This is a genomic window from Lentzea sp. NPDC003310 (assembly GCF_040610935.1).
GTDB lineage: Bacteria > Actinomycetota > Actinomycetes > Mycobacteriales > Pseudonocardiaceae > Lentzea.
In genome coordinates, this window is record NZ_JBEXNC010000010.1 from 1 (window position 1) to 24,777 (window position 24,777).

General features: G+C 66.9%; 37 protein-coding genes. 9 read left to right on the forward strand and 28 right to left on the reverse strand.

Going from position 1 to position 24,777, the window contains the following annotated elements; genetic code table 11:
- Window positions 1-209: 209 nt before the first annotated feature.
- The 25 genes from rplO to rpsL all read right to left on the reverse strand — a co-directional run bounded on the left by rplO (window position 210) and on the right by rpsL (window position 14,762).
- A complete protein-coding gene (rplO, locus tag ABZX02_RS20995) occupies window positions 210-653 on the reverse strand; it encodes a 50S ribosomal protein L15 (RefSeq protein WP_355300271.1) in 444 nt (147 codons plus the stop codon).
- On the reverse strand, window positions 650-835 hold the full coding sequence (gene rpmD / locus ABZX02_RS21000) for a 50S ribosomal protein L30 (RefSeq protein WP_090094710.1): 186 nt from the start codon (window positions 833-835) through the stop codon (window positions 650-652). Before rpmD ends, rplO begins: the two co-directional genes overlap by 4 nt.
- 2 nt (window positions 836-837) lie before the next feature.
- On the reverse strand, window positions 838-1,446 hold the full coding sequence (gene rpsE / locus ABZX02_RS21005; RefSeq protein WP_030473451.1) for a 30S ribosomal protein S5: 609 nt from the start codon (window positions 1,444-1,446) through the stop codon (window positions 838-840).
- A gap of 34 nt (window positions 1,447-1,480) precedes the next feature.
- Window positions 1,481-1,882, reverse strand: a complete 402-nt coding sequence (rplR, locus tag ABZX02_RS21010) for a 50S ribosomal protein L18 (RefSeq protein WP_089915272.1) — start codon at window positions 1,880-1,882, stop codon at window positions 1,481-1,483.
- Between the two features lies 1 nt (window position 1,883).
- On the reverse strand, window positions 1,884-2,423 hold the full coding sequence (gene rplF, locus ABZX02_RS21015) for a 50S ribosomal protein L6 (protein ID WP_355300272.1): 540 nt from the start codon (window positions 2,421-2,423) through the stop codon (window positions 1,884-1,886).
- 12 nt (window positions 2,424-2,435) lie between these two features.
- A complete protein-coding gene (gene rpsH, locus ABZX02_RS21020) occupies window positions 2,436-2,834 on the reverse strand; it encodes a 30S ribosomal protein S8 (RefSeq protein WP_030473454.1) in 399 nt (132 codons plus the stop codon).
- Between the two features lie 136 nt (window positions 2,835-2,970).
- Window positions 2,971-3,156 carry a type Z 30S ribosomal protein S14 gene (locus ABZX02_RS21025; protein ID WP_030473455.1) on the reverse strand — a complete coding sequence of 62 codons (186 nt, stop codon included), beginning with the start codon at window positions 3,154-3,156 and terminating at the stop codon, window positions 2,971-2,973.
- 4 nt (window positions 3,157-3,160) lie between these two features.
- Window positions 3,161-3,724: a 50S ribosomal protein L5 gene (gene rplE, locus ABZX02_RS21030; protein WP_355300273.1), complete on the reverse strand. Its 564-nt coding sequence runs from the start codon at window positions 3,722-3,724 to the stop codon at window positions 3,161-3,163.
- A 2-nt stretch (window positions 3,725-3,726) separates the two neighbouring features.
- Entirely contained in the window at window positions 3,727-4,041 is a 315-nt protein-coding gene (gene rplX, locus ABZX02_RS21035; RefSeq protein ID WP_045309812.1) for a 50S ribosomal protein L24, read from the reverse strand.
- Window positions 4,042-4,043: 2 nt separating this feature from the next.
- Window positions 4,044-4,412 (reverse strand): 50S ribosomal protein L14, encoded by a 369-nt coding sequence (gene rplN / locus ABZX02_RS21040; protein WP_030478306.1) that lies wholly within the window; start codon window positions 4,410-4,412, stop codon window positions 4,044-4,046.
- Window positions 4,413-4,482: 70 nt separating this feature from the next.
- Complete coding sequence (gene rpsQ / locus ABZX02_RS21045) at window positions 4,483-4,764, reverse strand: 30S ribosomal protein S17 (protein WP_030473459.1); 282 nt, start codon at window positions 4,762-4,764, stop codon at window positions 4,483-4,485.
- A complete protein-coding gene (rpmC, locus tag ABZX02_RS21050; RefSeq protein ID WP_030478304.1) occupies window positions 4,761-5,003 on the reverse strand; it encodes a 50S ribosomal protein L29 in 243 nt (80 codons plus the stop codon). Before rpmC ends, rpsQ begins: the two co-directional genes overlap by 4 nt.
- A complete protein-coding gene (gene rplP / locus ABZX02_RS21055) occupies window positions 5,003-5,422 on the reverse strand; it encodes a 50S ribosomal protein L16 (protein ID WP_089915289.1) in 420 nt (139 codons plus the stop codon). Before rplP ends, rpmC begins: the two co-directional genes overlap by 1 nt.
- 3 nt (window positions 5,423-5,425) lie before the next feature.
- Window positions 5,426-6,259, reverse strand: coding sequence for a 30S ribosomal protein S3 (gene rpsC / locus ABZX02_RS21060; protein ID WP_090094704.1), 834 nt, complete (start codon window positions 6,257-6,259; stop codon window positions 5,426-5,428).
- Window positions 6,259-6,657 (reverse strand): 50S ribosomal protein L22, encoded by a 399-nt coding sequence (rplV, locus tag ABZX02_RS21065; RefSeq protein WP_089915295.1) that lies wholly within the window; start codon window positions 6,655-6,657, stop codon window positions 6,259-6,261. Before rplV ends, rpsC begins: the two co-directional genes overlap by 1 nt.
- A 34-nt stretch (window positions 6,658-6,691) precedes the next feature.
- Window positions 6,692-6,973 carry a 30S ribosomal protein S19 gene (rpsS, locus tag ABZX02_RS21070; protein WP_030478300.1) on the reverse strand — a complete coding sequence of 94 codons (282 nt, stop codon included), beginning with the start codon at window positions 6,971-6,973 and terminating at the stop codon, window positions 6,692-6,694.
- Window positions 6,974-6,991: 18 nt separating this feature from the next.
- Window positions 6,992-7,825, reverse strand: a complete 834-nt coding sequence (gene rplB / locus ABZX02_RS21075) for a 50S ribosomal protein L2 (RefSeq protein ID WP_089949047.1) — start codon at window positions 7,823-7,825, stop codon at window positions 6,992-6,994.
- Window positions 7,826-7,844: 19 nt separating this feature from the next.
- On the reverse strand, window positions 7,845-8,144 hold the full coding sequence (rplW, locus tag ABZX02_RS21080; RefSeq protein WP_065915972.1) for a 50S ribosomal protein L23: 300 nt from the start codon (window positions 8,142-8,144) through the stop codon (window positions 7,845-7,847).
- On the reverse strand, window positions 8,141-8,827 hold the full coding sequence (rplD, locus tag ABZX02_RS21085) for a 50S ribosomal protein L4 (protein WP_355300274.1): 687 nt from the start codon (window positions 8,825-8,827) through the stop codon (window positions 8,141-8,143). Before rplD ends, rplW begins: the two co-directional genes overlap by 4 nt.
- Complete coding sequence (gene rplC / locus ABZX02_RS21090) at window positions 8,827-9,477, reverse strand: 50S ribosomal protein L3 (RefSeq protein ID WP_355300275.1); 651 nt, start codon at window positions 9,475-9,477, stop codon at window positions 8,827-8,829. The genes rplD and rplC overlap by 1 nt, the downstream gene beginning before the upstream one ends.
- A 27-nt stretch (window positions 9,478-9,504) precedes the next feature.
- A complete protein-coding gene (gene rpsJ / locus ABZX02_RS21095) occupies window positions 9,505-9,810 on the reverse strand; it encodes a 30S ribosomal protein S10 (RefSeq protein WP_003938093.1) in 306 nt (101 codons plus the stop codon).
- 589 nt (window positions 9,811-10,399) lie between these two features.
- Window positions 10,400-11,593, reverse strand: a complete 1,194-nt coding sequence (gene tuf / locus ABZX02_RS21100) for an elongation factor Tu (protein ID WP_086669027.1) — start codon at window positions 11,591-11,593, stop codon at window positions 10,400-10,402.
- A 147-nt stretch (window positions 11,594-11,740) separates the two neighbouring features.
- Window positions 11,741-13,843, reverse strand: a complete 2,103-nt coding sequence (gene fusA / locus ABZX02_RS21105) for an elongation factor G (RefSeq protein WP_355300276.1) — start codon at window positions 13,841-13,843, stop codon at window positions 11,741-11,743.
- 74 nt (window positions 13,844-13,917) lie between these two features.
- The gene (gene rpsG / locus ABZX02_RS21110) at window positions 13,918-14,388 is read right to left on the reverse strand and encodes a 30S ribosomal protein S7 (protein WP_355300277.1); all 471 of its coding nucleotides are present in this window, start codon (window positions 14,386-14,388) and stop codon (window positions 13,918-13,920) included.
- Complete coding sequence (rpsL, locus tag ABZX02_RS21115; protein ID WP_030473471.1) at window positions 14,388-14,762, reverse strand: 30S ribosomal protein S12; 375 nt, start codon at window positions 14,760-14,762, stop codon at window positions 14,388-14,390. The genes rpsG and rpsL overlap by 1 nt, the downstream gene beginning before the upstream one ends.
- A gap of 300 nt (window positions 14,763-15,062) precedes the next feature.
- On the opposite strand from rpsL, the gene ABZX02_RS21120 reads away from it, so the two are divergent.
- From ABZX02_RS21120 to ABZX02_RS21145, 6 genes are all read left to right on the forward strand, one after another.
- Window positions 15,063-15,581 (forward strand): hypothetical protein, encoded by a 519-nt coding sequence (locus ABZX02_RS21120; protein ID WP_355300278.1) that lies wholly within the window; start codon window positions 15,063-15,065, stop codon window positions 15,579-15,581.
- Window positions 15,578-16,024 (forward strand): hypothetical protein, encoded by a 447-nt coding sequence (locus ABZX02_RS21125; RefSeq protein ID WP_355300279.1) that lies wholly within the window; start codon window positions 15,578-15,580, stop codon window positions 16,022-16,024. Before ABZX02_RS21120 ends, ABZX02_RS21125 begins: the two co-directional genes overlap by 4 nt.
- Window positions 16,025-16,081: 57 nt before the next feature.
- Window positions 16,082-16,906 (forward strand): phosphotransferase, encoded by an 825-nt coding sequence (locus ABZX02_RS21130; RefSeq protein WP_355300280.1) that lies wholly within the window; start codon window positions 16,082-16,084, stop codon window positions 16,904-16,906.
- Between the two features lie 40 nt (window positions 16,907-16,946).
- Window positions 16,947-17,249: a zf-TFIIB domain-containing protein gene (locus ABZX02_RS21135; protein WP_355300281.1), complete on the forward strand. Its 303-nt coding sequence runs from the start codon at window positions 16,947-16,949 to the stop codon at window positions 17,247-17,249.
- Window positions 17,250-17,339: 90 nt separating this feature from the next.
- The gene (locus ABZX02_RS21140) at window positions 17,340-17,786 is read left to right on the forward strand and encodes a hypothetical protein (protein ID WP_355300282.1); all 447 of its coding nucleotides are present in this window, start codon (window positions 17,340-17,342) and stop codon (window positions 17,784-17,786) included.
- On the forward strand, window positions 17,783-18,220 hold the full coding sequence (locus ABZX02_RS21145; RefSeq protein WP_355300283.1) for a hypothetical protein: 438 nt from the start codon (window positions 17,783-17,785) through the stop codon (window positions 18,218-18,220). The genes ABZX02_RS21140 and ABZX02_RS21145 overlap by 4 nt, the downstream gene beginning before the upstream one ends.
- On the opposite strand, the gene ABZX02_RS21150 is transcribed toward ABZX02_RS21145, so the two are convergent.
- The gene (locus tag ABZX02_RS21150; protein ID WP_355300284.1) at window positions 18,217-18,639 is read right to left on the reverse strand and encodes a hypothetical protein; all 423 of its coding nucleotides are present in this window, start codon (window positions 18,637-18,639) and stop codon (window positions 18,217-18,219) included. The genes ABZX02_RS21145 and ABZX02_RS21150 overlap by 4 nt on opposite strands.
- A gap of 105 nt (window positions 18,640-18,744) precedes the next feature.
- On the opposite strand from ABZX02_RS21150, the gene ABZX02_RS21155 reads away from it, so the two are divergent.
- A complete protein-coding gene (locus ABZX02_RS21155) occupies window positions 18,745-19,026 on the forward strand; it encodes a DUF4287 domain-containing protein (protein ID WP_355300285.1) in 282 nt (93 codons plus the stop codon).
- On the opposite strand, the gene ABZX02_RS21160 is transcribed toward ABZX02_RS21155, so the two are convergent.
- Window positions 19,023-19,598 (reverse strand): TetR/AcrR family transcriptional regulator C-terminal ligand-binding domain-containing protein, encoded by a 576-nt coding sequence (locus ABZX02_RS21160; RefSeq protein WP_355300286.1) that lies wholly within the window; start codon window positions 19,596-19,598, stop codon window positions 19,023-19,025. The two genes, ABZX02_RS21155 and ABZX02_RS21160, sit on opposite strands and share 4 nt — an antisense overlap.
- Window positions 19,599-19,680: 82 nt before the next feature.
- On the opposite strand from ABZX02_RS21160, the gene ABZX02_RS21165 reads away from it, so the two are divergent.
- Entirely contained in the window at window positions 19,681-20,334 is a 654-nt protein-coding gene (locus ABZX02_RS21165) for a hypothetical protein (protein WP_355300287.1), read from the forward strand.
- A gap of 15 nt (window positions 20,335-20,349) precedes the next feature.
- Entirely contained in the window at window positions 20,350-20,778 is a 429-nt protein-coding gene (locus tag ABZX02_RS21170; protein WP_355300603.1) for a DUF418 domain-containing protein, read from the forward strand.
- Between the two features lie 56 nt (window positions 20,779-20,834).
- Here the strand turns inward: ABZX02_RS21170 and ABZX02_RS21175 are convergent, their stop codons facing one another.
- Window positions 20,835-24,731 carry a DNA-directed RNA polymerase subunit beta' gene (locus ABZX02_RS21175; RefSeq protein WP_355300288.1) on the reverse strand — a complete coding sequence of 1,299 codons (3,897 nt, stop codon included), beginning with the start codon at window positions 24,729-24,731 and terminating at the stop codon, window positions 20,835-20,837.
- Window positions 24,732-24,777: the final 46 nt, after the last annotated feature.

The following is a 24,777-nucleotide window of genomic DNA, read 5'->3' on the forward strand; positions in this document are numbered from 1 at the left end:
CGGCCGGGCGCTTTTCAGCCCGGCTTTTAAGGCCGACCAGCGCCTCGCAAGGGCCCCGAAGTCAAGCCCCGATCGCAACCCACTACATCGTCCCGACCCGCAGGACCACCCTCGCAAGGCGACCGGAACCAACCCAACGCAACCAACTCAACCCAACGCAAAGGGCCCCGAGGCAACAGCCTCGGGGCCCTTCAAACGCAGTTCCAGCGTCAGGAAGCCACGGTGGAAGACCCACCAGCAGCAGCCAACTTCTCCACAGCGGACTTGGAGAACTTGTCAGCCGTGACATCCAGCTTGACGGAAACGTCGCCGTCACCCAGCACCTTCACCAGGTGGCCCTTGCGGACCAGCCCGGCCAGCACCAGCGCGGGAACGTCCACCGAACCGCCCTCCGGGAAGGAGGCAGCGATCGAGGAGACGTTCACGACCTGGTACTCGGTGCGGAACGGGTTCTTGAAGCCCTTGAGCTTCGGGAGCCGCATGTGCAGCGGCATCTGGCCACCTTCGAAGCGCGGCGAGACGTTCTTGCGAGCGCCCGTGCCCTTCGTACCGCGGCCGGCGGTCTTGCCCTTGGAGCCCTCACCACGACCGACGCGGGTCTTGGCGGTCTTGGCGCCGGGGGCGGGACGCAGGTCGTGGATCTTGATGGTCACGACTGGACCTCCTCAACAACCACCAGGTGACGCACGGCGTTGATCAGGCCGAGCACCTGGGGGGTGTCCTCACGCACGACCGACTGGCGGATCTTGCGCAGCCCGAGGGTGCGCATCGACTCGCGGTGGTTGTGCTTGGTGCCGATGGTGCTGCGGACCTGGGTGATCTTCAGCTGAGCCATGATCAGACCCCCTGGCCCGCGCGAGCGCGGATCATGCCGGCGGGAGCGACGTCCTCGAGGGGCAGGCCACGACGGGCCGCGACCTCTTCCGGACGCTGCAGACCCTTGAGGGCCGCCACGGTCGCGTGCACGATGTTGATCGCGTTGTCGGAGCCGAGCGACTTCGACAGCACGTCGTGCACGCCGGCGCACTCGAGGACGGCGCGGACAGCGCCACCCGCGATGACACCGGTACCGGCCGAGGCCGGACGCAGCAGGACCACACCAGCGGCCTTCTCACCCTGGACCGGGTGGGGGATGGTGCCGGCGATGCGAGGAACGCGGAAGAAGTTCTTCTTCGCCTCCTCGACACCCTTGGCGATGGCCGCGGGAACTTCCTTGGCCTTGCCGTAGCCGACGCCGACCATGCCGTCGCCATCGCCCACCACGACGAGCGCGGTGAAGCTGAAGCGACGACCACCCTTGACCACCTTGGAGACGCGGTTGATCGCAACCACGCGCTCGAGGTGGGGGGTCTTCTCCTGGGCCGCGCCGCCGCGGCCGCCGTCACGACGGTCGCGGCGCTCTCCGCGCTCGCCCCCGCCGCCTTCGCGACGCGTACGTCCTGGCATCAGGCGTCCCTCTCAATTCCAGAAATGATCATTGTCAGAACTCCAGCCCCGCCTCGCGAGCGGCATCCGCCAGAGCAGCGATCCGGCCGTGGTACGCGTTGCCGCCGCGGTCGAACACGACCGCCGTGACGCCGGCGTCCTTGGCACGGGCCGCGGCCAGCTGGCCGACCTTGGCCGCACGGGCCTTCTTGTCGCCCTCCAGGGCACGGACGTCGGCCTCCATGGAGGAAGCGGACGCGATCGTGTGGCCCTTCAGGTCGTCGATGATCTGCACGGTGATGTGCTTCGACGAACGGTGCACGGCCAGGCGCGGACGCTCGGCGGTGCCGTTGACCTTCTTGCGGAGGCGGAAGTGGCGACGGGTCTTGGCAACACGACGCCTGGTGGAGATGTCCTTGCCCACCGGCTTGCGCTTCGTAACAGTCGACTCGCTCATGTCACTTACCCGTCTTTCCGACCTTGCGACGGATCTTCTCGCCCGAGTAGCGGACGCCCTTGCCCTTGTACGGGTCGGGCTTGCGCAGCTTGCGGATGTTGGCGGCGACCTCACCGACCAGCTGCTTGTCGATACCCGAGACGGAGAAGCGGGTCGGGGTCTCGACCGCGAAGGTGATGCCCGCGGGGGCCTCCACCTTGACGGGGTGCGAGTAACCGAGCGCGAACTCGAGCTCAGAGCCCTTGAGCGCGACGCGGTAACCGACGCCGTGGATCTCCATCTTCTTTTCGTAACCCTGGGTCACGCCGACGACCATGTTGTGCACGAGCGTGCGCGACAGGCCGTGGAGCGCGCGGTTGCGGCGCTCGTCGTTCGGACGCTTGACCTCGAGCGTGCCGTCCTCAGCCTTCTCCAGGCTGATCGGCTCAGCGATCGTGATCGTCAGGACACCCTTGGGGCCCTTGATGCTCACGTCCTGGCCGGCGATGTTCACGTCGACCCCGGAGGGGACAATGATCGGCTGCTTACCGATGCGCGACATGTCTACTCCCCCTTACCAAACGTAGGCGAGGACTTCTCCGCCCACGCCCGCCTTGTTGGCCTGGCGGTCGGTCATGAGACCACCAGAGGTCGAAATGATCGCCACACCGAGGCCACCGAGAACTCGGGGCAGACCGGTGGACTTCGCGTACACGCGCAGGCCGGGCTTCGACACGCGCCGGAGGCCGGCGATGCTGCGCTCGCGGTTCGGGCCGTACTTCAGCTCGACGACGAGGTTCTTCGCGACCTCGCCCTCCTCGTCGCGGTACGAGGCGATGTAGCCCTCGCGCTTGAGGATCTCGGCGATGTTGGCCTTCAACTTCGAGTGCGGCATCACGACCTTGTCGTGGTAAGCCGAGTTCGCGTTCCGCAGACGAGTGAGCATGTCTGCGATCGGGTCGGTCATCGTCATGGTGACCTGGTCAACCTTTCTCGCTGCGGTTCGCCGCTCAGGGTCCAGACCCGCCCTCCACCCCAGAGAAAATTCAATGGAGTGGGAGGGCAGGACGGTCGTGTGCGGGCCTACAGCGAAGTAATGGAGCTTGGAATTACCAGCTGGACTTGCTCACGCCAGGCAGCTCACCGCGGTGAGCCATCTCGCGCAGGCAGATCCGGCAGAGGCCGAACTTGCGGAACACCGCGTGGGGGCGGCCGCAACGCTGGCACCGGGTGTAACCCCGGACCTTGAACTTCGGCTTCTTCGCGGCCTTGTTGATCAACGCCTTCTTGGCCATCGACTCAGTTCTCCTTGAACGGGAAGCCCAGGAGCTTCAGCAGCGCCCGGCCCTCCTCGTCGTTCGTGGCGGTGGTGACGACGGTGATGTCCATGCCGCGAGGCCGGTCGATAGCGTCCGGGTCGATCTCGTGGAACATCGACTGCTCGTTCAGACCGAACGTGTAGTTGCCGTTGCCGTCGAACTGCTTGCCCGAGAGGCCGCGGAAGTCGCGGATACGGGGCAGCGCGATCGTCAGCAGACGGTCGAGGAACTCCCACATGCGGTCGCCGCGCAGCGTGACGCGCGCGCCGATCGGCATGCCCTCGCGCAGCTTGAACTGCGCGATGGACTTGCGGGCCCGACGGACCTCGGGACGCTGGCCGGTGATGATCGAGAGGTCCTTGACGGCACCCTCGATCAGCTTGCCGTCACGGGCGGCGTCGCCGACACCCATGTTGACGACGACCTTCACAACGCGCGGGATCTGCATCACGTTGTCGAAGTTGAACTGCTTCTGCAGCTCGCCGGCGATCTCGGCGCGGTAGCGCGTCTTGAGCCGCGGGATGATCTTCTCTGCGGTGGTCATGATCAGATGTCCTTCCCGTTACGACGGGAAATGCGGACCCGCTTGCCCTCGTCGTTCGTCCGGTAACCAACACGGGTCGGCTTGCCGTCCGAGTCGACCACCATCACGTTGGAGACGTTGATCGGGGCTTCCTGGGTCACGATGCCACCAGACTGCGCGCCCCGCTGGGTCTGCGTGATCTTGGTGTGCTTCTTGATCCGGTTGACGCCCTCGACCAGGACCTTGCCGGTCTCCGGGTAGGCCTGGATGACCTTGCCCTTCGCGCCCTTGTCCTTGCCGGCGATAACGACGACCGTGTCGCCCTTCTTCACCTTCATGGTCAGAGCACCTCCGGAGCCAGCGAGATGATCTTCATGAACTTCTTGTCGCGCAGCTCGCGCCCGACCGGGCCGAAGATGCGCGTACCGCGGGGCTCGTTGTCGTTCTTGATGAGCACGGCGGCGTTCTCGTCGAAGCGGATGTACGAGCCATCCGGACGACGACGCTCCTTGACGGTGCGGACGATGACGGCCTTGACGACGTCACCCTTCTTCACACCGGCACCGGGGATCGCGTCCTTGACGGTCGCGACGATGATGTCGCCGATACCCGCGTAGCGGCGGCCCGAACCACCGAGAACACGGATGCAAAGGATCTCCTTCGCACCGGTGTTGTCGGCGACACGAAGCCGCGACTCCTGCTGAATCACTTACTTGCTCCTTGACCATTCCTGGCCCGCCGGATTTCCGACCCGACGGGCTCGGTCTGTCTAGAAAGGACTACTTGGCCTTCTCGAGGATCTCGACGAGCCGCCAGCGCTTGGTCGCCGACAGGGGCCGGGTCTCCATGAGCAGGACGCGGTCGCCGATGCCCGCCGCGTTCTCCTCGTCGTGCACCTTCACCTTGGTGGTGGAGCGCATGATCTTGGAGTAACGCGGGTGCTTCTTGCGGTCCTCGAGCGCGACGACGATCGTCTTGTCCATCTTGTCGGACACGACGAGGCCCTCACGGACCTTGCGGTCGTTGCGCTTCTCGGTCTGGACTTCGTTGCTGTCGGTCATGCCGCACCCTCACCAGTGGAATCCGGCGTGACGGAGAGACCGAGCTCCCGCTCGCGCATCACGGTGTAGATCCGGGCGATGTCGTGCCGGACCGTGCGCAGACGCCGGTTGTTGTCGAGCTGGCCCGTGGCCATCTGGAAGCGAAGGTTGAACAGCTCTTCCTTCGATTCCTTCAGACGCAGCACGAGCTCTTCCTCGGTGAGCTCACGCAGCTCGGAAGCGGTGGTACCCGCTGCCATCAGAACTCACCACCCTCACGCGTAACGATGCGGCACTTCATCGGGAGCTTGTGGATCGCGCGGCGGAGCGCCTCGCGAGCGACCTGCTCGTTCGGGAACGCCATCTCGAAGAGGACGCGACCCGGCTTGACGTTGGCCACCCACCACTCCGGCGAACCCTTACCGGAACCCATGCGGGTCTCGGCCGGCTTCTTCGTCAGCGGACGGTCCGGGAAGATGTTGATCCAGACCTTGCCGCCACGGCGGATGTGACGCGTGATGGCGATACGAGCGGACTCGATCTGCCTGTTGGTGACGTACGCCGGCTCCAGAGCCTGGATGCCGAACTCACCGAAGGTGACCTTCGTGCCACCCTTGGCAGCACCCGACCGCTTGGGGTGGTGCTGCTTGCGGTGCTTGACCCTACGAGGGATGAGCATGACTCAGCTCTCCGTCTTCTCTGCAGCAGCCGGGGCCTCGGCCGACGCGGAAGCGTCAGCAGCGGCACGGCCGGCCTCGGTGCTCGTCGCGGTGGTGCCGCTGGCACCCGAGCGACGGGCCCGGTTCGGACGCTCGCCACGGTCGCGGCGCGGAGCGCGGTCGGCCTGCGAAGGCGCAGCCGCGTCGAGCGCGCGCTTGGCGGAGATGCCACCGACGATGTCGCCCTTGTAGATCCACACCTTCACGCCGATGCGGCCGAACGTGGTGCGGGCCTCGAAGAAGCCGTAGTCGATGTTGGCGCGGAGCGTGTGCAGCGGCACGCGGCCGTCGCGGTAGTGCTCCGAGCGGGACATCTCGGCGCCGCCGAGGCGACCGCCGCACTGCACGCGGATGCCCTTGACCTGCGGCGAACGCATGGCCGACTGGATGGCCTTGCGCATCGCGCGCCGGAAGGCGACGCGGTTGGACAGCTGCTCGGCGACACCCTGTGCCACGAGCTGCGCGTCCGACTCGGGGCTCTTGACCTCGAGGATGTTCAGCTGGACCTGCTTCTTGGTGAGCTTCTCCAGCTCACCGCGGATGCGGTCCGCCTCGGCACCACGACGGCCGATGACGATGCCCGGCCGGGCGGTGTGGATGTCGACGCGCACCCGGTCACGGGTCCGCTCGATCTCCACCTTGGAGATGCCGGCACGCTCCATGCCCTTGCTGAGCAGGCGGCGGATCTTGACGTCCTCCGCCACGTACTCGGCGTACTGCTTGTCTGCGTACCAGCGGGACTTCCAGTCGGTGGTGATCCCCAGCCGGAAGCCGTGCGGGTTGATCTTCTGGCCCACTACCGCGTTCCCTTCGCGCTGGTCTTCTTGGGACGAGACTCCACCTCGATGGTGATGTGGCTCGTCCGCTTGCGGATCCGGTACGCGCGGCCCTGGGCACGCGGGCGGAAACGCTTGAGGGTCGGACCCTCGTCCACGTAGGCCACCGACACCCAGAGGGTGGAGGGGTCCAGGGACAGGTTGTTCTCGGCGTTGGCCATGGCGCTGGCGAGCACCTTCGCGACCGGCTCAGAAGCGGCCTGGGGCGCGAACTGGAGCACGGCCAGGGCCTCGCTGGCGTTACGACCCTTGATGAGCTCGATGACGCGACGCACCTTCATGGGGGTGTCGCGAACGTAACGAGCCCGAGCCACGGCGCGCGGAAACTCCGCTGCCTCAGCGTCCTTACGGGCGTTCATCGCTGCTTTTCCCTTGCTCTTGTCAGTTCGACGCCTAGCGGCGACGAGACTTCCGGTCGTCCTTGATGTGGCCCTTGAAGGTGCGGGTCGGGGCGAACTCGCCCAGCTTGTGCCCGACCATGGCCTCGGTCACGAACACCGGGACGTGCTTACGGCCGTCGTGCACCGCGATGGTGTGGCCCAGCATGTCCGGGATGATCGTGGACCGGCGGGACCACGTCTTGATGACGGTCTTCTTGCCCGCTTCGTTCTGAACGTCCACCTTCTTGAGCAGGTGGTCGTCGACGAAGGGACCCTTCTTAAGGCTGCGAGGCATCCTTCACTCCCTCCCTGCTCAGCGCTTCTTACCGGTGCGACGACGCCGGACGATGAGCTTGTCGCTTGGCTTGCGGCGGCGGGTGCGACCCTCGGGCTTACCAGCCGGGTTCACCGGGTGGCGACCACCGGAGGTCTTGCCCTCACCACCACCATGCGGGTGGTCAACCGGGTTCATGGCGACACCGCGGACGGTGGGCTTCTTGCCCTTCCACCGCATGCGGCCGGCCTTGCCCCAGTTGATGTTCTGGTGCTCCTTGTTGCCGACCTCGCCGAGCGTGGCGCGGCAGCGCACGTCCACGTTGCGGATCTCGCCCGAAGGCATCCGCAGCTGGGCGTACGGGCCGTCCTTCGCCACGAGCTGCACCGAGGCACCGGCGGAGCGGGCGATCTTCGCGCCGCCACCGGGGCGGAGCTCGATCGCGTGGATCACGGAACCGACCGGGATGTTGCGCAGCGGCAGGTTGTTGCCCGGCTTGATGTCGGCCTTGGGGCCGTTCTCAACCGTGTCACCCTGCTTGAGCTTCTCCGGGGCGATGATGTAGCGCTTCTCGCCGTCCGCGTAGTGCAGCAGCGCGATGCGCGCGGTGCGGTTGGGGTCGTACTCGATGTGAGCGACCTTGGCCGGCACGCCGTCCTTGTCGTTGCGACGGAAGTCGATCAAGCGGTACGCCCGCTTGTGACCGCCACCCTTGTGTCGGGTGGTGATCTTGCCCGAGGCGTTGCGGCCACCCAGCTTGTGCAGCGGGCGGATCAGCGACTTCTCCGGCGTCGACCGAGTGATCTCGGCGAAGTCGGAGACGCTCGCACCGCGACGACCGGGAGTCGTCGGCTTGTACTTGCGAATGCCCATCTCTACGCAGTCCTCGTCATCAGGCGGCAGGGCCGCCGAAGATCTCGATCGCCTTGCTGTCAGCCGACAGCGTCACGATCGCGCGCTTCGTGTCCTTGCGCTTGCCGAACCCGGTGCGGGTGCGCTTGCGCTTGCCCTGCCGGTTGATGGTGTTGACGCTGACGACCTTCACGCCGAAGACCTTCTCCACGGCGATCTTGATCTGGGTCTTGTTCGAACCCGGCGCCACCAGGAAGGTGTACTTGTTCTCCTCGAGCAGCCCGTAGGACTTCTCGGAGATCACGGGCGCGAGCAAGATGTCCCTGTGGTCGGGGATCACTTGGAACCCTCCTCGTCCACGACAGTCGCCGTGGCCTCGGCCGAGCCCGAGCCCGACTGGGCCTTGCTGGCGAGGAACACGTCGAGCGAGTCCTTGGTGAACACCACGTCGTCGTTGACGAGCACGTCGTAGGTGTTGAGCTGGTCGGGCGCGATCACGTGCACGTGCGCGAGGTTGCGCACGCTGACCCAGGCGACCTCGTCGGTGCGGTTGAGCACCACGAGAACGCGACGGGCCTGGGTGACCGACTCCAGGACCTTGCGCGCGGTCTTGGTCGACGGGGTGTCCCCGTCCACCAGGCCGGACACGACGTGGACCTGGTTGGCGCGGGCCCGGTCGGAGAGGGCGCCACGCAGAGCGGCGGCCTTCATCTTCTTGGGCGTCCGCTGCGAGTAGTCACGCGGCTGCGGGCCGTGGACGACGCCACCGCCGGCGAACTGCGGCGCACGCGTCGAACCCTGGCGGGCGCGACCGGTGCCCTTCTGGCGGTACGGCTTCTTGCCACCACCGGACACCTCGCCGCGGGTCTTCGTGGCGTGCGTGCCCTGGCGCGCGGCGGCCTGCTGGGCCACGACGACCTGGTGCAGCAGCGCGACGTTCGCCTGCGCGTCGAAAACAGCCGAGGGGAGCTCGACCGTGCCGGCGGACTTGCCGTCCGGGGTGCGGATCTCAACAGTCGACATCAGGCACCACCCTTCGCGGCAGTCCGGACGAACACCAGACCACCCTTGGGGCCGGGAACAGCGCCCTTGATGAGCAGCAGGCCGTTCTCGGCATCGATCTTGTGCACCTTCAGGTTCTGGGTCGTGACGCGCACGTGGCCCATGCGGCCGGCCATGCGCAGACCCTTGAAGACGCGACCCGGAGTGGCACAGCCACCGATGGAACCCGGCGAGCGGTGCTTGCGCTGGGTGCCGTGGCTGGAGCCGAGGCCCCGGAAGTTGTGGCGCTTCATGACACCCGCGGTGCCCTTGCCCTTGCTGGTGCCGGTGATGTCGACAACAGCGCCGGCCTCGAACACCTCAGCGGTGATCTCCTGGCCGACCTCGTACTCGCTGGCGTCGACCGTGCGCAGCTCCACCAGGTGGCGACGGGGCGTGACCCCGGCCTTGGCGAAGTGGCCCGCGACGGGCTTGTTGACCTTGCGCGGGTCAATCGCGCCGGCCGCCAGCTGGACGGCGGTGTAGCCGTCCTTCTCTTCGGTGCGAACCTGGGTGACGACATTCGGCTCAGCCTTGACGACGGTCACCGGGACGACCCGGTTGTTCTCGTCGAAGACCTGAGTCATGCCGAGCTTGGTGCCCAGGATGCCCTTCATCTGCCTGTCAGACATTGGTCCGTTACTCTCCGCGCCCAACGCTTACTGGATGTTGACGTCGACGCTGGCCGGCAGGTCGATGCGCATGAGCGCGTCCACCGTCTTCGGCGTCGGGTCGAGGATGTCGATCAGCCGCTTGTGCGTGCGCATCTCGAAGTGCTCGCGCGAGTCCTTGTACTTGTGCGGCGAGCGGATGACGCAGTACACGTTCTTCTCAGTGGGCAGCGGCACTGGCCCGACAACCCGAGCGCCGGTGCGCGTCACGGTCTCCACGATCTTGCGCGCAGACGCGTCGATCGCTTCGTGGTCGTAGGCCTTGAGCCGGATGCGGATCTTTTGTCCCGCCATGATGGCTTGCCGTTCCTCTGCTTCTCGTAACCGCTGCGGTGCGGTGCCTCGGATGAGGCCTGCTACAGCCTCTTGGCGCGCTCCGCCCCTGTTGAAGTGTCATGGTGCCCGGTCCACGCGGTCGGGCGTGTCGCGCCCGGTGCGCATACCGGTCCCACTCAAGGTCTCCCCGGTGGGATTGGGCCTACCACAGCCCATGCACCCTGATGCCCATCTCCGCAAGGAGGCGTTCACTAACAGGGCGCGGACGCTCGATCGAAAGACACGGACACGCGGTCAAGCGAGCCCGGCCTTCATCGAGCAACCCGTAAAGGATGCCACACGGGCGTGAGGCGGGCCAAATCGGGGTGGGTGAGTTGGAGGCAGATCACGTCGGGATCTTGGCCGGTGAGCGGCACCGTCCGTCGCTTGTGGAGCTTCGAGTGGCCCGGTTCCGTTACCCGGCAAGGATTCCCCGCGGAGTGCCTGTCACCCACGCGCCATCGAACGAACTGGCGTGAGCTGTCGCACACACCAGGCCTTGCAACGACGAAGGCCGGGCCAACGAAGATCGTTGGCCCGGCCCGTCGCCGAACTGGGTCGAGCTAGGTCACTTGATGATCTTGGTGACCGAGCCGGCGCCGACGGTGCGGCCACCCTCGCGGATCGCGAAGCGGAGGCCCTCGTCCATGGCGATCGGCTGGATGAGCTTGACGTCCATACCGGTGGTGTCACCCGGCATGACCATCTCGGTGCCCTCGGGGAGGGTCACAACGCCGGTCACGTCCGTCGTCCGGAAGTAGAACTGCGGACGGTAGTTGTTGAAGAACGGCGTGTGGCGGCCACCCTCGTCCTTCGACAGGATGTAGACCTGCGCGGTGAACTCGGTGTGCGGGGTCGTGGTGCCCGGCTTGACGATGACCATGCCGCGCTCCACCTCCTCGCGCTTGATGCCGCGGAGCAGCAGCGCGGCGTTGTCGCCCGCGCGGCCCTCGTCGAGGAACTTCTTGAACATCTCGATCGAGGTGACCGTCGTCTTCTTCGACGTCTCCTTGATACCAACGATCTCGATTTCCGAGTTGACGTTGATGATGCCGCGCTCGATACGACCGGTCACCACGGTGCCGCGGCCGGTGATCGTGAAGACGTCCTCGACGGGCATGAGGAACGGCTTCTCGGTGTCGCGCTCCGGCTCCGGGATCGCCGTGTCGACGGCGGCCATGAGCTCGAGAACGGACTTGCCCCACTGCTCGTCGCCCTCGAGCGCCTTCAGCGCCGAGACGCGCACGACCGGCAGGTCGTCGCCCGGGAACTCGTACTCGGAGAGCAGCTCGCGGACCTCGAGCTCGACGAGTTCCAGGATCTCCTCGTCGTCGACCATGTCGGCCTTGTTGAGCGCGACGACGATGTAGGGGACGCCGACCTGGCGGGCCAGGAGGACGTGCTCCTTCGTCTGCGGCATCGGGCCGTCGGTGGCCGCGACCACGAGGATGGCGCCGTCCATCTGCGCCGCACCGGTGATCATGTTCTTGATGTAGTCGGCGTGCCCGGGGCAGTCGACGTGCGCGTAGTGACGGTTCTCCGTCTGGTACTCGATGTGCGCGATCGAGATCGTGATGCCGCGCTGCTTCTCTTCCGGCGCCTTGTCGATCTGGTCGAACGCGAACGAGGCGTTCACATCGGGGTACGCGTCGTGCAGAACCTTGGAGATCGCCGCGGTCAGCGTGGTCTTGCCATGGTCGATGTGACCGATGGTGCCGATGTTGACGTGCGGCTTCGTCCGCTCGAACTTCGCCTTGGCCACTGGATTGTCCTCCTGGACTTCTTTTTGCTGGTCCGGCGGGCATCTGTGGCCACCCGCCGGACTTACACGTCAGGGTCTAAAAGTAGCGGACCCCAGGGATTCACCCCCGGAGAGCCCGCGGTCGAACTGCGGTGCTCCGGTGGGGAGTTACTCCCCGGTCGCCTTCGCGATGATCTCCTTCGAGACGTTCGCGGGAACCTCTGCGTAGGAGTCGAACACCATCGAGTAGTTGGCGCGACCCTGGGTCTTGGACCGCAGGTCACCCACGTACCCGAACATTTCCGACAGCGGAACCAGTGCCTTGACGACACGGACGCCGCTGCGCTCCTCCATGGCCTGGATCTGGCCACGGCGGGAGTTCAGGTCGCCGATCACGTCGCCCATGTACTCCTCGGGCGTCGTGACCTCGACGGCCATCAGAGGCTCGAGGATCGCGGGAGACGCCTGACGGGCGGCTTCCTTGAGGGCCATCGAACCAGCGATCTTGAACGCCATTTCCGAGGAGTCGACCTCGTGGTAGGCGCCGTCCAGCAGCGTCACCTTCACGCCGACCAGCGGGTAGCCCGCCAGCACGCCGTACTGCAGCGCGTCCTGCGCACCCGCGTCGACCGACGGGATGTACTCGCGGGGGATGCGACCACCGGTGACGGCGTTGACGAACTCGTAGAGCGCGCCGTCTTCCTTCTTCTCCAGCGGCTCGACGGTGACGAGCACCTTCGCGAACTGGCCGGAGCCACCGGTCTGCTTCTTGTGGGTGTAGGAGTACTTCTCCACCGCCTTGCGGATGGTCTCCCGGTACGCCACCTGAGGCTTGCCGATGTTGGCCTCGACCTTGAACTCGCGGCGCATGCGGTCCACCAGGATGTCCAGGTGGAGCTCGCCCATGCCGGCGATGATGGTCTGGCCCGTCTCCTGGTCGAGGTTGACCCGGAACGTCGGGTCCTCCTCGGCCAGCTTCTGGATCGCGGTGCCGAGCTTCTCCTGGTCCGCCTTCGTCTTGGGCTCGATGGCCACCTGGATGACGGGCTCGGGGAAGGTCATCGACTCGAGCACGATCGGGTGCGCCGGGTCGGCAAGAGTCTCACCGGTCGTGGTGTCCTTCAGACCGATCACGGCGTAGATGTGGCCCGCGATGGCCTCGGTGACCGGGTTCTCCTTGTTGGCGTGCATCTGGAAGATCTTCCCGATGCGCTCCTTGCGGTCCTTGGTCGCGTTGACGACCTGGGTGCCGGAGGCGACCTTGCCCGAGTAGACCCGGATGTAGGTCAGCTTGCCGAAGAACGGGTGTACGGCGATCTTGAACGCCAGCGCCGAGAAGGGCTCGTCGGACGAGGCCTTGCGCGACACGACGGTCTCGCCGTCCTGCAGCGTGCCCTCGACCGGCGGGAGGTCCAGCGGCGACGGCAGCAGGTCGATGACCGCGTCGAGCATGGGCTGGACGCCCTTGTTCTTGAACGCGGAACCGCAGAGGACCGGGTACGCGGTGCCCTCCGAGACGATCTTGCGGAGGCCGGCCTTGATCTCCTCGACGGAGAGGTCGCCCTGCTCGAAGTACTTCTCGGTCAGCGCGTCGTCGGTCTCCGCGACGGCCTCGAGGAGCGCCTCGCGGTACTCCTGCGCCTTGTCGACGAGATCCGCGGGGATCTCCTCGATCGCGTAGTCCTCGCCCTTCTGGACTTCGCCACGCCACGTGAGGGCGCGCATCTCGACCAGGTCGACGACACCGATGAAGTCGCTCTCGGAGCCGATCGGCAGCTGGATCGGGATCGGCTTGGCGCCGAGCCGGTCCTGGATGGTCTTGATGGTGAAGTAGAAGTCCGCGCCGAGCTTGTCCATCTTGTTGACGAAGCAGATGCGCGGGACGTCGTACTTGGTCGCCTGCCGCCAGACCTGCTCGGACTGCGGCTCGACGCCCTCCTTGCCGTCGAAGACGGCAACGGCGCCGTCGAGGACGCGCAGGTTGCGCTCGACCTCGACGGTGAAGTCGACGTGGCCGGGCGTGTCGATCAGGTTGATCTGGTGGTTCTTCCAGTAGCAGGTCGTCGCGGCCGACGTGATCGTGATGCCGCGCTCCTGCTCCTGCTCCATCCAGTCCATCACGGCAGCGCCGTCGTGGACCTCGCCGATCTTGTAGCTGATCCCCGTGTAGAAGAGGATCCGCTCAGTCGTCGTGGTCTTGCCCGCGTCGATGTGGGCCATGATCCCGATGTTGCGGACCTTGGCAAGATCAGTGAGCACGTCCTGTGCCACGGGTCTTTCCCCTGTCTTGAGCTTGTGAGCTCACTAGGGCTGGGAGAGCCCGGCCTTCGCAGGCCGGGCGTCGATCACCAGCGGTAGTGGGCGAAGGCCTTGTTGGACTCGGCCATCTTGTGCGTGTCCTCACGGCGCTTGACGCTCGCACCGAGACCGTTGCTCGCATCGAGCAGCTCGTTCATCAGACGCTCGACCATGGTCTTCTCACGGCGCTGCCGGGAGAAGGTGATCAGCCAACGGAGCGCCAGCGTGGTGGAACGACCGGGCTTGACCTCGATCGGCACCTGGTAGGTCGCACCACCGACGCGGCGGCTCTTGACCTCCAGCGACGGCTTCACGTTGTCGAGCGCGCGCTTCAGCGTGACGACCGGGTCGGTGCCGGTCTTCTCGCGAGCACCCTCGAGCGCTTCGTAAACGATCTTCTCGGCCACCGAGCGCTTGCCGTCGATCAGCACCTTGTTGATGAGCTGCGTGACGAGGGGCGAGCTGTAGACCGGGTCAGAGATAAGCGGCCGCTTCGGGGCCGGTCCCTTGCGGGGCATTAGCTCTTCTCCTTCTTCGCGCCGTAGCGGCTGCGAGCCTGCTTGCGGTTCTTGACACCCTGGGTGTCGAGAGAGCCACGGATGATCTTGTAACGAACACCCGGGAGGTCCTTCACACGACCGCCGCGCACGAGCACCATCGAGTGCTCCTGGAGGTTGTGACCCTCACCGGGGATGTACGCCGTGACCTCGATACCGCTGGTCAGCTTCACGCGAGCGACCTTGCGCAGTGCGGAGTTCGGCTTCTTGGGGGTGGTGGTGTAAACGCGGGTGCACACACCGCGCCGCTGCGGCGAGCCCTTGAGGGCCGCCGTCTTCTGCTTGGCCACCTTGTCCTGGCGGCCCTTGCGGACCAGCTGCTGGATCGTTGGCATTCGCCGGCTGCTTCTTCCGTCTTTGAGGGCTCGCCTTCCGGTCCACCCTCGTGTTTCTTGATCCCTCTCTGCACCCGAGGTCGGGCGTGTCGCCCGCTCCCAAGGTCCGCAAGCGGTAGTTCAACTACCACTGCGAGTGGAGGACACCGCTGCCTCACGGGCACGCGGAGCGGCCCGACATGGGTCGGGCACAGGTAGCAAAGATACCCGCCCACGTCTACCCGGGTCAAAACGGGGGTACCGCGTTCGGCCTTGCGCTAGACATGAGCCGCTCGATCAAGACGCCCTGGGGGAACAGCCTTGTCACGACAGACCGGCTTCGAGAAGTGGTACTTCCGCGTCATCATCACCTGTGCCGCCCTGGTGGTGCTCGGTCCGATGATCTACTTCGGGGGACGCGAACTCTGGCCGAACCCGCTGGTCGGCGAGTGCGTGAAGCAGGTCGACCACGGCGCGGCGGACCTGACGTTCGAGGAGGTCCGGTGCAGCTCCACCGGGCGGAGCAACAGGTCGACGGGCAGGGAGTTCGAGGTCGGAGCGATCGCGTCGACCTGCCCTCCCGGCGACTACACGACGGTTCCGAGGGGTGACGAGAAGACGTGCTACCTGCCCGCCCTCAACACCGGCGTGTGCTACGTGACCAAGCAGTTCCGCAACACCGACCGTCCGGTTCACGTCCGCGCCGACTGCAAGCAGGCCGGTGCGCTCAAGTCGGAGGAGAGCATCCAGGACGTGTCCGACAAGTCGAGGTGCAAGAACCCGGACATCTCGCTCGCGTTCTCCGAGCCCGCCCGCACCGTCTGCCTGGCGAAGGCGTGAGAACCGCCACTCTGCTCGCCGCCGCGGTCCTGGCGCTGGCCGGCTGCTCCTGGCACGAGCAGGCCGGCGTCGGCGAGTGCGCGAAACAGGTCGACGTCAACGACACGACGGTCGAGATGGCCGAAGTGGACTGTTCTTCTGCGGACGCCGCATACCGCGTGTCTTCCCGTGAGCGACGCACGATGTGTCCGCCCGGTGACTACCTGACCGAGTCGTCGGGACGTTCGCGCACGAACGGCAAGACGCGCCTCTGCTACGTCCTCAACGTCCAAGAGGGCGACTGCCTCAAAGCGGTGAACCAGTACTTCGAACGGGTGGCGTGCGGCACGGACACGCGCAAGGTCACCAAGGTCGTCGACGGCCAGTCGGACAAGGCGCTGTGCAACGGTGACGACGCGAAGACGTACTCGCAGCCGGTGAAGACGATCTGCATCGGCAACTGACCCCTGGCGACGCGGCCACGTACCTGATCGGGTACCGCTCAGTGATTCACTGTGCTCGTGGACGACCTGATCGCGGCGATGGCCTCGTTGACCGGCTCCTCCGCCGACCCCGAGGTCCTCGGCGGTGACCGCGGCGACGTCGTCGTGGTGCGCGTCGGCGACGTGGTGGCGAAGGCCCTGCCCGCGGACACCGACGTCGAGGCGTTGGAACAGCGGCTGCAGATCGCGGACGCGCACCCGGAGTTGTTCGTGCGGCCATTGCAGCCCGTGCGGTTCGTGGACGACCGGCCCGTGACGGTGTGGCCGTACGGGACGCCGGTGCGGCAGGACGACCCCGACGGCGCGCCGTGGGAGGAGAGCGCGGCACTGCTGGCGAAGCTGCACGCTCTGCCCGTGCGGGGACCTGTGGCCGGTGCGCCGGAACGGATTGTGCGCGCAATTCGGGCATTGCAGCCGGAGTTGCCGCATGCCGATGTGGTGTTGCGCGCGTATGAGGTCTTGCCGCCGTTGGACATGAACGGGCGTGCGTTGATCCATGGCGATTGGCACCTCGGCCAGTTGGTCCACCGAGGCGGCTGGCGGCTCATCGACGTGGACGACCTGGGGGTCGGCGATCCGGTGTGGGACCTGGCGCGACCTGCGGCTTTGTTCGCCGCAGGGGTGTTGCCGGCGGACCTCTGGGGGCGGTTCCTGAACGCCTACCGTGAAACGGGCGGTGTGGCGCTGCCGACATCGGAATGGGAAGCGCTCAACATCCCGGCTCAGGCGTACGTTGTGCAGATGGCAGCGCGGGCTCTCATGTCCGGGCTGCAGGCAGTGGAACCGCTGGTTGAAGCCTGTCGTCGGATCGTCGCGACGCACGAGAGCAGTGACCGCGGCTAATATCGTATTTGTCCGGTCCCACCGCAGGAGGCTCACCACGATGCAGTGTCCCAAGTGTCATGCGAACATGCGCACGTTCGACCGCATGGGCGTCCACATCGAGCAGTGCGACGGCTGCCGCGGGGTCTTCCTCGACTACGGCGAGCTCGAGTCCATCACGCGCCTCGAGGCCCAGATGCAGGCTCCGCCGCCCGCCGCGCCGCCCGCTGCCTACCCGGCACCGGCCCAGCCCGCCTGGGGCGCGCAGCCGCAGCAGATCCACCACCACCACGGCGGCCACGCGGGCTACGGCTACGGCCACCGCAAGCACCGCGGCCTCGGCGGCCTGTTCTTCTCCTCCTGATCTGCGAAACGGCCCCGGATCCCTGCTCCGGGGCCGTTGACGACTACCGAAAAACAGGTGGATAATCGGTAGTCAACGGGAGGAGTAGCCATGTCTGTCGCGACCGAGGCCGCCCAGATCCGCGACCTCTTCGAGACGATCGAAGAGCTGGAAGCAGTCGCGTCGTCCCTGTCCGAGGACGACGAACGCCGCGCACGCCTCGACGGCGTGGTGGCCAAGACCCTCCGCCAAGCCCCGCCGGTCCGTCCCGTGGTGGCGGGCGAACTCCTCGACCTCACCGAGAAGACCGTGAAGGCCTGGGCCCGCGAGGGCGTGCTGGCCATTCACAGCCAGGAACCGCGCATGCTGCTCGACACCGTGCGCCTGCACGAGGTGCTCCACCTCGTCTCCGACCTCCGCCGCGCCGGCAAGACCCGCGGCCTGATCGACGAAGTCCACCGCCGCCTGAGCGACCAGTCACTGCTCGACCGGTCCGACCTCGCCTCGTCGCTCGACGAGATGCGCAGCGGCAAGGGACGCGTGGTCCGCTCAGCTTGATCGAAGTCGTCGAAACCCCCACCGCACAAGCCCAGGCCAACGGTCTGCGCGGTCGCGCGCGCGTGGCCTACGAACGCTTCCTGGACGAACTGGCCCACTCCGGCTGCGCCGCCCTCGGCTACCGCGTCACCGGCCCGGAGCCGCTGCCCCGCCTGTGCGTGAAGCACCTGCGCGGCGCGGACCGCGTCGTGGTCGCCTTCCCCTCCCCCGACGTCGTGTGGGTGCTCCTGGTGGGCCCGCACGACGACGACCCCGGACTGGACCTGTACGAGGCGCTGTACGAGATGGCGGGTGTGCGGCCGCGGATGTCGGAGAAGCGCACGAAGCCGCGTTGCTGCACCGACGAGTCCGGCATCCCGCCGCTCGTGGACGAGCACCTGGTGGACGACCTGGTCATCCGAGCCAGGGCACTGGCCCGCGCCCGCCGCCGCTAAGCCTTCACGACGAACTCGTCGCTCGTCGGCTCGTACCGCAGGTACGCGTTCTGCGACGGATCCAACCCCTCGAGCGCCAAGGCCACCGACAGCCCGAACTCCAGCCCCAACTCCCGCATGAACGCCGCCAGCAGGTCGAGGCGTTCCTGCCCCTGCAACTCCCGCGTGTCGACGTCGAAGACGACCTCGTCGTGACACTCGAAGAAGTTGACCATGAAGCCCTCCGCGGGCCAGACGTGGTACGTGGCCCCGTCCGACTCCGGCCCGAGAGTCCTCCAGCCCCGAGCGCGCGCCAGTTCGGCGATGGCCCGCCAAGCCTCGCGCACCTCTCCGAGAACACACCCGTCGTGCAACGGCATGTCGTTGCCCAGCGCCGGATCCATCCACCCGCGAACGTCGTCCCACCGCAGCTCCCCCATGCCTTCATGGAAGCACGCGTCCACAACCCGAATCCACCGACAAATTTTCTTGTCAAGACAGCCGGACTTGTCCTACGCTCGTCCCAACGACGAACGGAGACCACGATGTCCTTCCAGGCCTACCTCGACGGCGCCGAGAAGAAGACCGGCAAGACCCCCGCCGAACTGCTGGCGGCCGCCACCGACCGCGGCTACGACGGCAGCACGAAGGCCGGCGTGTTCCTGGAGTGGCTGAAGACCGACTACAACCTGGGCCGCGGCCACGGCATGGCGCTCTTCCACGTGCTCAAGAACGGCCCGCAGATCAGCGCGAAGCACGTCGGCACCAGCGGTAGCCACCGCGACGAGTCCAAGGCGTTGCGCCTCGACGGCATCGCCAACCGCTAGAGCCCCAGCGCGGGCAGCAGTGCCTCGTCCACGATCGCGGCGACCTCCTCGACCGACGGGGTGCGGGCGTTGTCGATGGCCAGCTTGAAGACCAGCGCCTCGCCGATCTGGGTGGTGATCGGCGTCAGCCGTGCCGGGTCGAGTCGGCCGTGGGCCGCGTACCAGCGCAGGACCGTCGTGGTGAAGGTGCCGCCACGAGGGTCGAACACCTTGCCCCACAACGCTTCCGCCAGCTCCGGGTAGCGCTCGCGCTCGGACGTGATCGCCATGACCGCGGTGGCCGCCGGGGTGACCATCCAGTCCGTGAGCAACGTGAGCGCGGCGATGAGGTCCGTCCTCAGGTCGTCCGCCGCCGGGGTCGGCACCTCCACCGGGTAGGCCTCGCCCAGGGCGTCGATGAGCAGCTCGAACGGCGTCGCCCAGCGCCGGTACAGGACGGTCTTCGCCGTCGCCGCGCGGCGCGCGATGCCTTCCATCGTCAGCTGCCCGAGGCCTGCTTCCACCACCTCGGCCAGCACGGCCTCGTGGATGGCGCGGATCAGCACCTCACCTCGCCGACGTTCGGTCGCCACGACCCCGCCTTCCCATTAGAGCTACGGTGCCGTATCTTATCACCCTCATAAGCTACGGATGCGTATCTAATGGGGGTTCGGGATGCTCACATCCACCCGGCGCGCGCTGGCGCCGGATCTCGCACGCGGCGTGATGCTGCTGCTCATCGCACTGGCGCACGCCCACATGTACCTGTCACCGAAGGCGACGGGCTTCCGGTCGTACGCGCTCGACGGCAGCGTGCTCGACCTGGTCGTCACAGGGGTCCAGGTGACCTTGGTCGACGGGCGGGCGATGCCGATGTTCGCCGCGTTGTTCGGCTACGGGTTCGTGCAGATCGCTGCGAAACGCGGCGATGACGCTCGGCGCGTGCTGCGGCGGCGCAGCGCGTGGCTGTTCGTGTTCGGGTGTGCCCACGCACTGCTGTTGTTCTTCGGCGACATCCTTGCCGCGTACGGACTGCTTGGCCTGGTCCTCGCCGGCGCGGTGCGGTGGAAGGACCGGTCGCTGCTGGTGTTCGCCGGACTGTGGCTGGCGGTGCACGGCGCGGCGCTCGCGTTGGCGGGCCTGCGGATCGCGGAGTTCGGCGGCGCGTCGGGACTGGCCTCGGCGACGGATCCGGTGACCGCGCTGATCGACCGGATCACGCTGTGGAGCGCGCTCACGCCGTTCCTGCTCATCGACCTGGTCGTGCCGTTCCTGCTCGGCGTGTGGGCGGCCAGGCGGAGGATGCTGATCGAGCCGCACGAGCTCTAGAAAGCCCTGCGCGCCATCACGTTCATCGGCATCGGCGCGGCCGTGACGGGCGGGGTTCCGTTGGCTCTCGTCGACACCGGGCTCTGGAACGGCGCGCCGGAGGTCGCCCTCTACGTGCTGCACGGCCTGAGCGGAGTCGCCGGCAGTCTCGGGTACGCGGCACTCATGGGGCTGCTGGCCGTCCGCCTCACCCCGGGCCCGGTGGTCACGGCCCTCGCCGCCTGCGGAGAGAGGTCGATGACCTGCTACCTGCTGCAGTCCGTGGTCTTCGTGGCCGTGTTCGTGCCGTACGCCGGTGGACTCGGCACGGAACTGGGCACGGCCGCCGCGTCCGGCATCGCGGTGCTCACCTGGCTCGCCACCGTCGTGGTGGCGGAAGCGTTGCGGCGCAACGACGTTCGCGGACCGGCCGAGACGCTGCTGCGCAGGCTCACCTACCGCTGAGAACGGGAAAGGCCCCCGGAGCGCGAAGCTCCAGGGGCCTTTCCGAGACCAACCGACTAGCGGTAGTCGCGACCGAAGTCGTAGTCGTCCAGCGGCACCGCCGCACCCGTGCCCGTGCCGAAGACGTCCGGGGTGTAGTACCCGTCGTCGTACGAGGGGATCGCGTACGCAGCGGCGCGCGCCTCCTCGGTCGGCTGGACCTGGATGTTGCGGTAGCGGTTGATGCCCGTACCAGCCGGGATCAACTTACCGATGATGACGTTCTCCTTCAGACCGATGAGCTTGTCCGAACGCCCGTTGATGGCGGCGTCGGTCAGCACACGCGTGGTCTCCTGGAACGACGCGGCGGACAGCCACGAGTCCGTCGCCAGCGAGGCCTTCGTGATACCCATCAGCACCGGACGGCCGGCTGCCGGCTCGCCACCCTCGGCGACGACGGCGCGGTTGCCCGACTCGAAGTCCGCGCGCTCGACCAGCGAGCCCGGGAGGAACTCCGTCGCACCCGAGTCGATGATCGTGACCCGGCGGAGCATCTGCCGGACGATGACCTCGATGTGCTTGTCGTGGATGGCCACACCCTGGGCGCGGTACACCTTCTGCACTTCCTGCACCAGGTGCAGCTGGGCCTCGCGCGGGCCCATGACGCGCAGGACCTCGTGCGGGTCCGGAGTACCTTCCAGCAGCTGCTGGCCGACGGCCACGTGGTCGCCGTCCTGCAGCGGGCCGGTCGCCGTGTTGGCGAGACGCTGACGCTTCGACAGCTTCTCGAACACGATCTCCTCGGAACCGTCGTCCGGGATCAGCGTGATCTTCCAGAAGCGGTCGCCGTCCTCGATGCGGACGCGGCCGTCGACGTCGGCGATCGGCGCCTTGCCCTTCGGGACGCGGGCCTCGAAGAGCTCCTGGACACGCGGCAGACCGGTCGTGATGTCGTCACCGGCCACACCACCCTGGTGGAACGTACGCATCGTCAGCTGCGTACCGGGCTCACCGATCGACTGGGCGGCGACGATGCCGACGGCCTCGCCGACGTCGACCAGCTGGCCGGTGGCCATCGAGCGGCCGTAGCAGGACGCGCACACGCCGACCGCGGACTCGCAGGTCAGGACCGAGCGGACCTTCACGCGGACCACGCCGGCCTCGACCAGCGACGCGAGCGCCGGGTCGCCGAGGTCGTCGCCGCGGTTGAGCACCAGGTTGCCGGACGCGTCGAGGATGTCGTCCGCGACGGTGCGGGCGTAGACCGACGTCTGCGCGAACTCGTGCAGGCCGACCTTGTCGCCCAGCTGCTCGCCGACGGTCATCTGGACACCACGGGTGGTGCCGCAGTCGACCTCGCGGATGATGACGTCCTGCGAGACGTCCACCAGACGACGGGTCAGGTAACCCGAGTCGGCGGTACGAAGCGCCGTGTCGGCCAGACCCTTACGAGCACCGTGCGTCGCGATGAAGTACTCGAGCACCGACAAGCCCTCGCGGAACGAGTTCTTGATCGGGCGCGGGATGTACTCACCCTTCGGGTTGGTCACCAGACCACGCATACCCGCGAGCGAACGGACCTGCGTCATGTTGCCGGCGGCGCCGGACTGGACGATGACGCGGATCGAGTTGTCCTCGGGGAAGTTGTCTTCCATGATCTCGTGGACCTGCTCGGTGGCCTTCGTCCACACCTTGACCAGCTCGGAGTTGCGCTCCTCGTGGGAGAGCTGACCGCGCTGGTAGCGCTTCTCGACGGCGTCCGCGAGGCGCTCGTGCTCCTCGAGGATGTCCTGCTTCGCCGCCGGGACGAGGACGTCCGAGATCGCGACCGTGACACCGGAGCGGGTGGCCCAGTGGAAACCGGCGTCCTTCAGCTTGTCCAGCGTCCGGGCGACGGTGACCATCGGGTACCGCTCGGCGAGGTCGTTGATGATCACGGCCTGCCGCTTCTTGGGCATGACCTCGTTGATGAAGGCGTAGTCCTGCGGCAGGATCTCGTTGAACAGCACGCGACCCAGCGTGGTCTCCGCGAGCCACGGCTGACCGGGCTCCCAGCCCTCCGGCTCCTGACCCTTGGGCGGGTTCTTGTCGGAGACGCGGATCTTCACCATCGCCTGCAGGCCCAGGACCTTGCGGTCGAACGCCATGAGCGCCTCGGCCGGCGACGAGTAGAAGTGGCCCTCGCCGATGTCGTCCTTCTTGTGGCGGGTCAGGTGGTACAGACCCGTCACCATGTCCAGGCGCGGCATGGCCAGCGGCTTGCCGGACGCCGGGGACAGGATGTTGTTCGACGACAGCATCAGGACGCGGGCCTCGGCCTGCGCCTCGGCGGACAGCGGCAGGTGGACTGCCATCTGGTCACCGTCGAAGTCGGCGTTGAACGCTTCACAGACCAGCGGGTGCAGCTGGATGGCCTTGCCCTCGACCAGCTGCGGCTCGAAGGCCTGGATGCCGAGGCGGTGCAGCGTAGGAGCACGGTTGAGCAGCACCGGGTGCTCGGTGATGACCTCTTCCAGCACGTCCCACACGGCCGGGCGCGCACGCTCGACCATCCGCTTGGCGGACTTGATGTTCTGCGCGTGGTTGAGGTCCACGAGCCGCTTCATGACGAACGGCTTGAAGAGCTCCAGCGCCATCTGCTTGGGCAGACCGCACTGGTGCAGCTTGAGCTGCGGGCCGACCACGATGACCGAACGGCCGGAGTAGTCGACGCGCTTGCCGAGCAGGTTCTGGCGGAACCGGCCCTGCTTGCCCTTCAGCAGGTCGGACAGCGACTTGAGCGGGCGGTTGCCGGGACCGGTGACCGGGCGACCGCGGCGGCCGTTGTCGAACAGCGCGTCGACGGCCTCCTGCAGCATCCGCTTCTCGTTGTTGACGATGATCTCGGGCGCGCCGAGGTCGATCAGTCGCTTGAGGCGGTTGTTGCGGTTGATCACGCGGCGGTACAGGTCGTTCAGGTCGGACGTCGCGAAACGGCCACCGTCGAGCTGCACCATCGGGCGCAGGTCCGGCGGGATGACCGGGACGCAGTCCAGGACCATGCCCTGCGGGTTGTTGCGGGTCGCCTGGAAGGCGGCAACGACCTTGAGGCGCTTGAGCGCACGCAGCTTCTTCTGGCCCTTGCCGCTGCGGATCGTCTCGCGCAGGACCTCGGCCTCGGCGTCCACGTCGTAGTCACCCAGGAGCTTCTGGATGGCCTCGGCGCCCATGGCACCGGTGAAGTAGTCGCCGTAGCGGTCGTACAGCTCGCGGTAGAGCAGCTCGTCCGCGATCAGCTGGGCGCGCTCGAGCTTGGTGAAGGTGGACCAGATCTCGTCGAGGCGGTCCAGCTCGCGCTGGGCGCGGTCGCGGAGCTGGCGCATCTCACGCTCGCCGCCCTCCTTGACCTTGCGGCGCACGTCGGACTTGGCACCCTCGGCCTCGAGCTCGGCCAGGTCGGCCTCGAGCTTCTGGGCGCGGGCCTCCACGTCGGCGTCGCGGCGGTTCTCGACGCGCTTGCGCTCGACCTGCATCTCGCTCTCGAGCGTCGGCAGGTCGTTGTGGCGCAGCTCGGCGTTGACGCCCACGATGACGTAGGCGGCGAAGTAGATGATCTTCTCGAGGTCCTTGGGGGCCAGGTCGAGCAGGTAGCCCAACCGGCTGGGGACGCCCTTGAAGTACCAGATGTGCGTGACCGGAGCGGCGAGCTCGATGTGGCCCATGCGCTCACGACGCACCTTCGCGCGGGTCACCTCGACGCCACAGCGCTCACAGATGATGCCCTTGAAGCGCACGCGCTTGTACTTGCCGCAGTAGCACTCCCAGTCCCGGGTGGGACCGAAGATCTTCTCGCAGAACAAGCCGTCCTTCTCGGGCTTGAGCGTGCGGTAGTTGATGGTCTCGGGCTTCTTGACCTCGCCAAAAGACCACTGGCGGATGTCGTCCGCGGTCGCGAGACCGATGCGGAGCTCATCGAAGAAGTTGACGTCGAGCACGTCTACTCTCTTCCCCTTTTTAGATCGGTGGCAAAAGGAGCTGGTC

Excerpts from the sequence above, each read along its gene's own strand:
- rpmD (WP_090094710.1), bottom strand. The coding sequence starts at position 835 with ATGGCTCAGCTGAAGATCACCCAGGTCCGCAGCACCATCGGCACCAAG.
- rpsE (WP_030473451.1), bottom strand. The coding sequence starts at position 1,446 with ATGCCAGGACGTACGCGTCGCGAAGGCGGCGGGGGCGAGCGCGGAGAG.
- rplR (WP_089915272.1), bottom strand. The coding sequence starts at position 1,882 with ATGAGCGAGTCGACTGTTACGAAGCGCAAGCCGGTGGGCAAGGACATC.
- rplF (WP_355300272.1), bottom strand. The coding sequence starts at position 2,423 with ATGTCGCGCATCGGTAAGCAGCCGATCATTGTCCCCTCCGGGGTCGAC.
- rpsH (WP_030473454.1), bottom strand. The coding sequence starts at position 2,834 with ATGACGATGACCGACCCGATCGCAGACATGCTCACTCGTCTGCGGAAC.
- ABZX02_RS21025 (WP_030473455.1), bottom strand. The coding sequence starts at position 3,156 with ATGGCCAAGAAGGCGTTGATCAACAAGGCCGCGAAGAAGCCGAAGTTC.
- rplE (WP_355300273.1), bottom strand. The coding sequence starts at position 3,724 with ATGACCACCGCAGAGAAGATCATCCCGCGGCTCAAGACGCGCTACCGC.
- rplX (WP_045309812.1), bottom strand. The coding sequence starts at position 4,041 with ATGAAGGTGAAGAAGGGCGACACGGTCGTCGTTATCGCCGGCAAGGAC.
- rpsQ (WP_030473459.1), bottom strand. The coding sequence starts at position 4,764 with ATGACCGACAGCAACGAAGTCCAGACCGAGAAGCGCAACGACCGCAAG.
- rpmC (WP_030478304.1), bottom strand. The coding sequence starts at position 5,003 with ATGGCAGCGGGTACCACCGCTTCCGAGCTGCGTGAGCTCACCGAGGAA.
- rplP (WP_089915289.1), bottom strand. The coding sequence starts at position 5,422 with ATGCTCATCCCTCGTAGGGTCAAGCACCGCAAGCAGCACCACCCCAAG.
- rplV (WP_089915295.1), bottom strand. The coding sequence starts at position 6,657 with ATGAACGCCCGTAAGGACGCTGAGGCAGCGGAGTTTCCGCGCGCCGTG.
- rpsS (WP_030478300.1), bottom strand. The coding sequence starts at position 6,973 with ATGCCTCGCAGCCTTAAGAAGGGTCCCTTCGTCGACGACCACCTGCTC.
- rplB (WP_089949047.1), bottom strand. The coding sequence starts at position 7,825 with ATGGGCATTCGCAAGTACAAGCCGACGACTCCCGGTCGTCGCGGTGCG.
- rplD (WP_355300274.1), bottom strand. The coding sequence starts at position 8,827 with ATGTCGACTGTTGAGATCCGCACCCCGGACGGCAAGTCCGCCGGCACG.
- rplC (WP_355300275.1), bottom strand. The coding sequence starts at position 9,477 with ATGTCTGACAGGCAGATGAAGGGCATCCTGGGCACCAAGCTCGGCATG.
- rpsJ (WP_003938093.1), bottom strand. The coding sequence starts at position 9,810 with ATGGCGGGACAAAAGATCCGCATCCGGCTCAAGGCCTACGACCACGAA.
- rpsG (WP_355300277.1), bottom strand. The coding sequence starts at position 14,388 with ATGCCCCGCAAGGGACCGGCCCCGAAGCGGCCGCTTATCTCTGACCCG.
- rpsL (WP_030473471.1), bottom strand. The coding sequence starts at position 14,762 with ATGCCAACGATCCAGCAGCTGGTCCGCAAGGGCCGCCAGGACAAGGTG.
- ABZX02_RS21135 (WP_355300281.1), top strand. The coding sequence starts at position 16,947 with ATGCAGTGTCCCAAGTGTCATGCGAACATGCGCACGTTCGACCGCATG.
- ABZX02_RS21140 (WP_355300282.1), top strand. The coding sequence starts at position 17,340 with ATGTCTGTCGCGACCGAGGCCGCCCAGATCCGCGACCTCTTCGAGACG.
- ABZX02_RS21150 (WP_355300284.1), bottom strand. The coding sequence starts at position 18,639 with ATGGGGGAGCTGCGGTGGGACGACGTTCGCGGGTGGATGGATCCGGCG.
- ABZX02_RS21155 (WP_355300285.1), top strand. The coding sequence starts at position 18,745 with ATGTCCTTCCAGGCCTACCTCGACGGCGCCGAGAAGAAGACCGGCAAG.
- ABZX02_RS21165 (WP_355300287.1), top strand. The coding sequence starts at position 19,681 with ATGCTCACATCCACCCGGCGCGCGCTGGCGCCGGATCTCGCACGCGGC.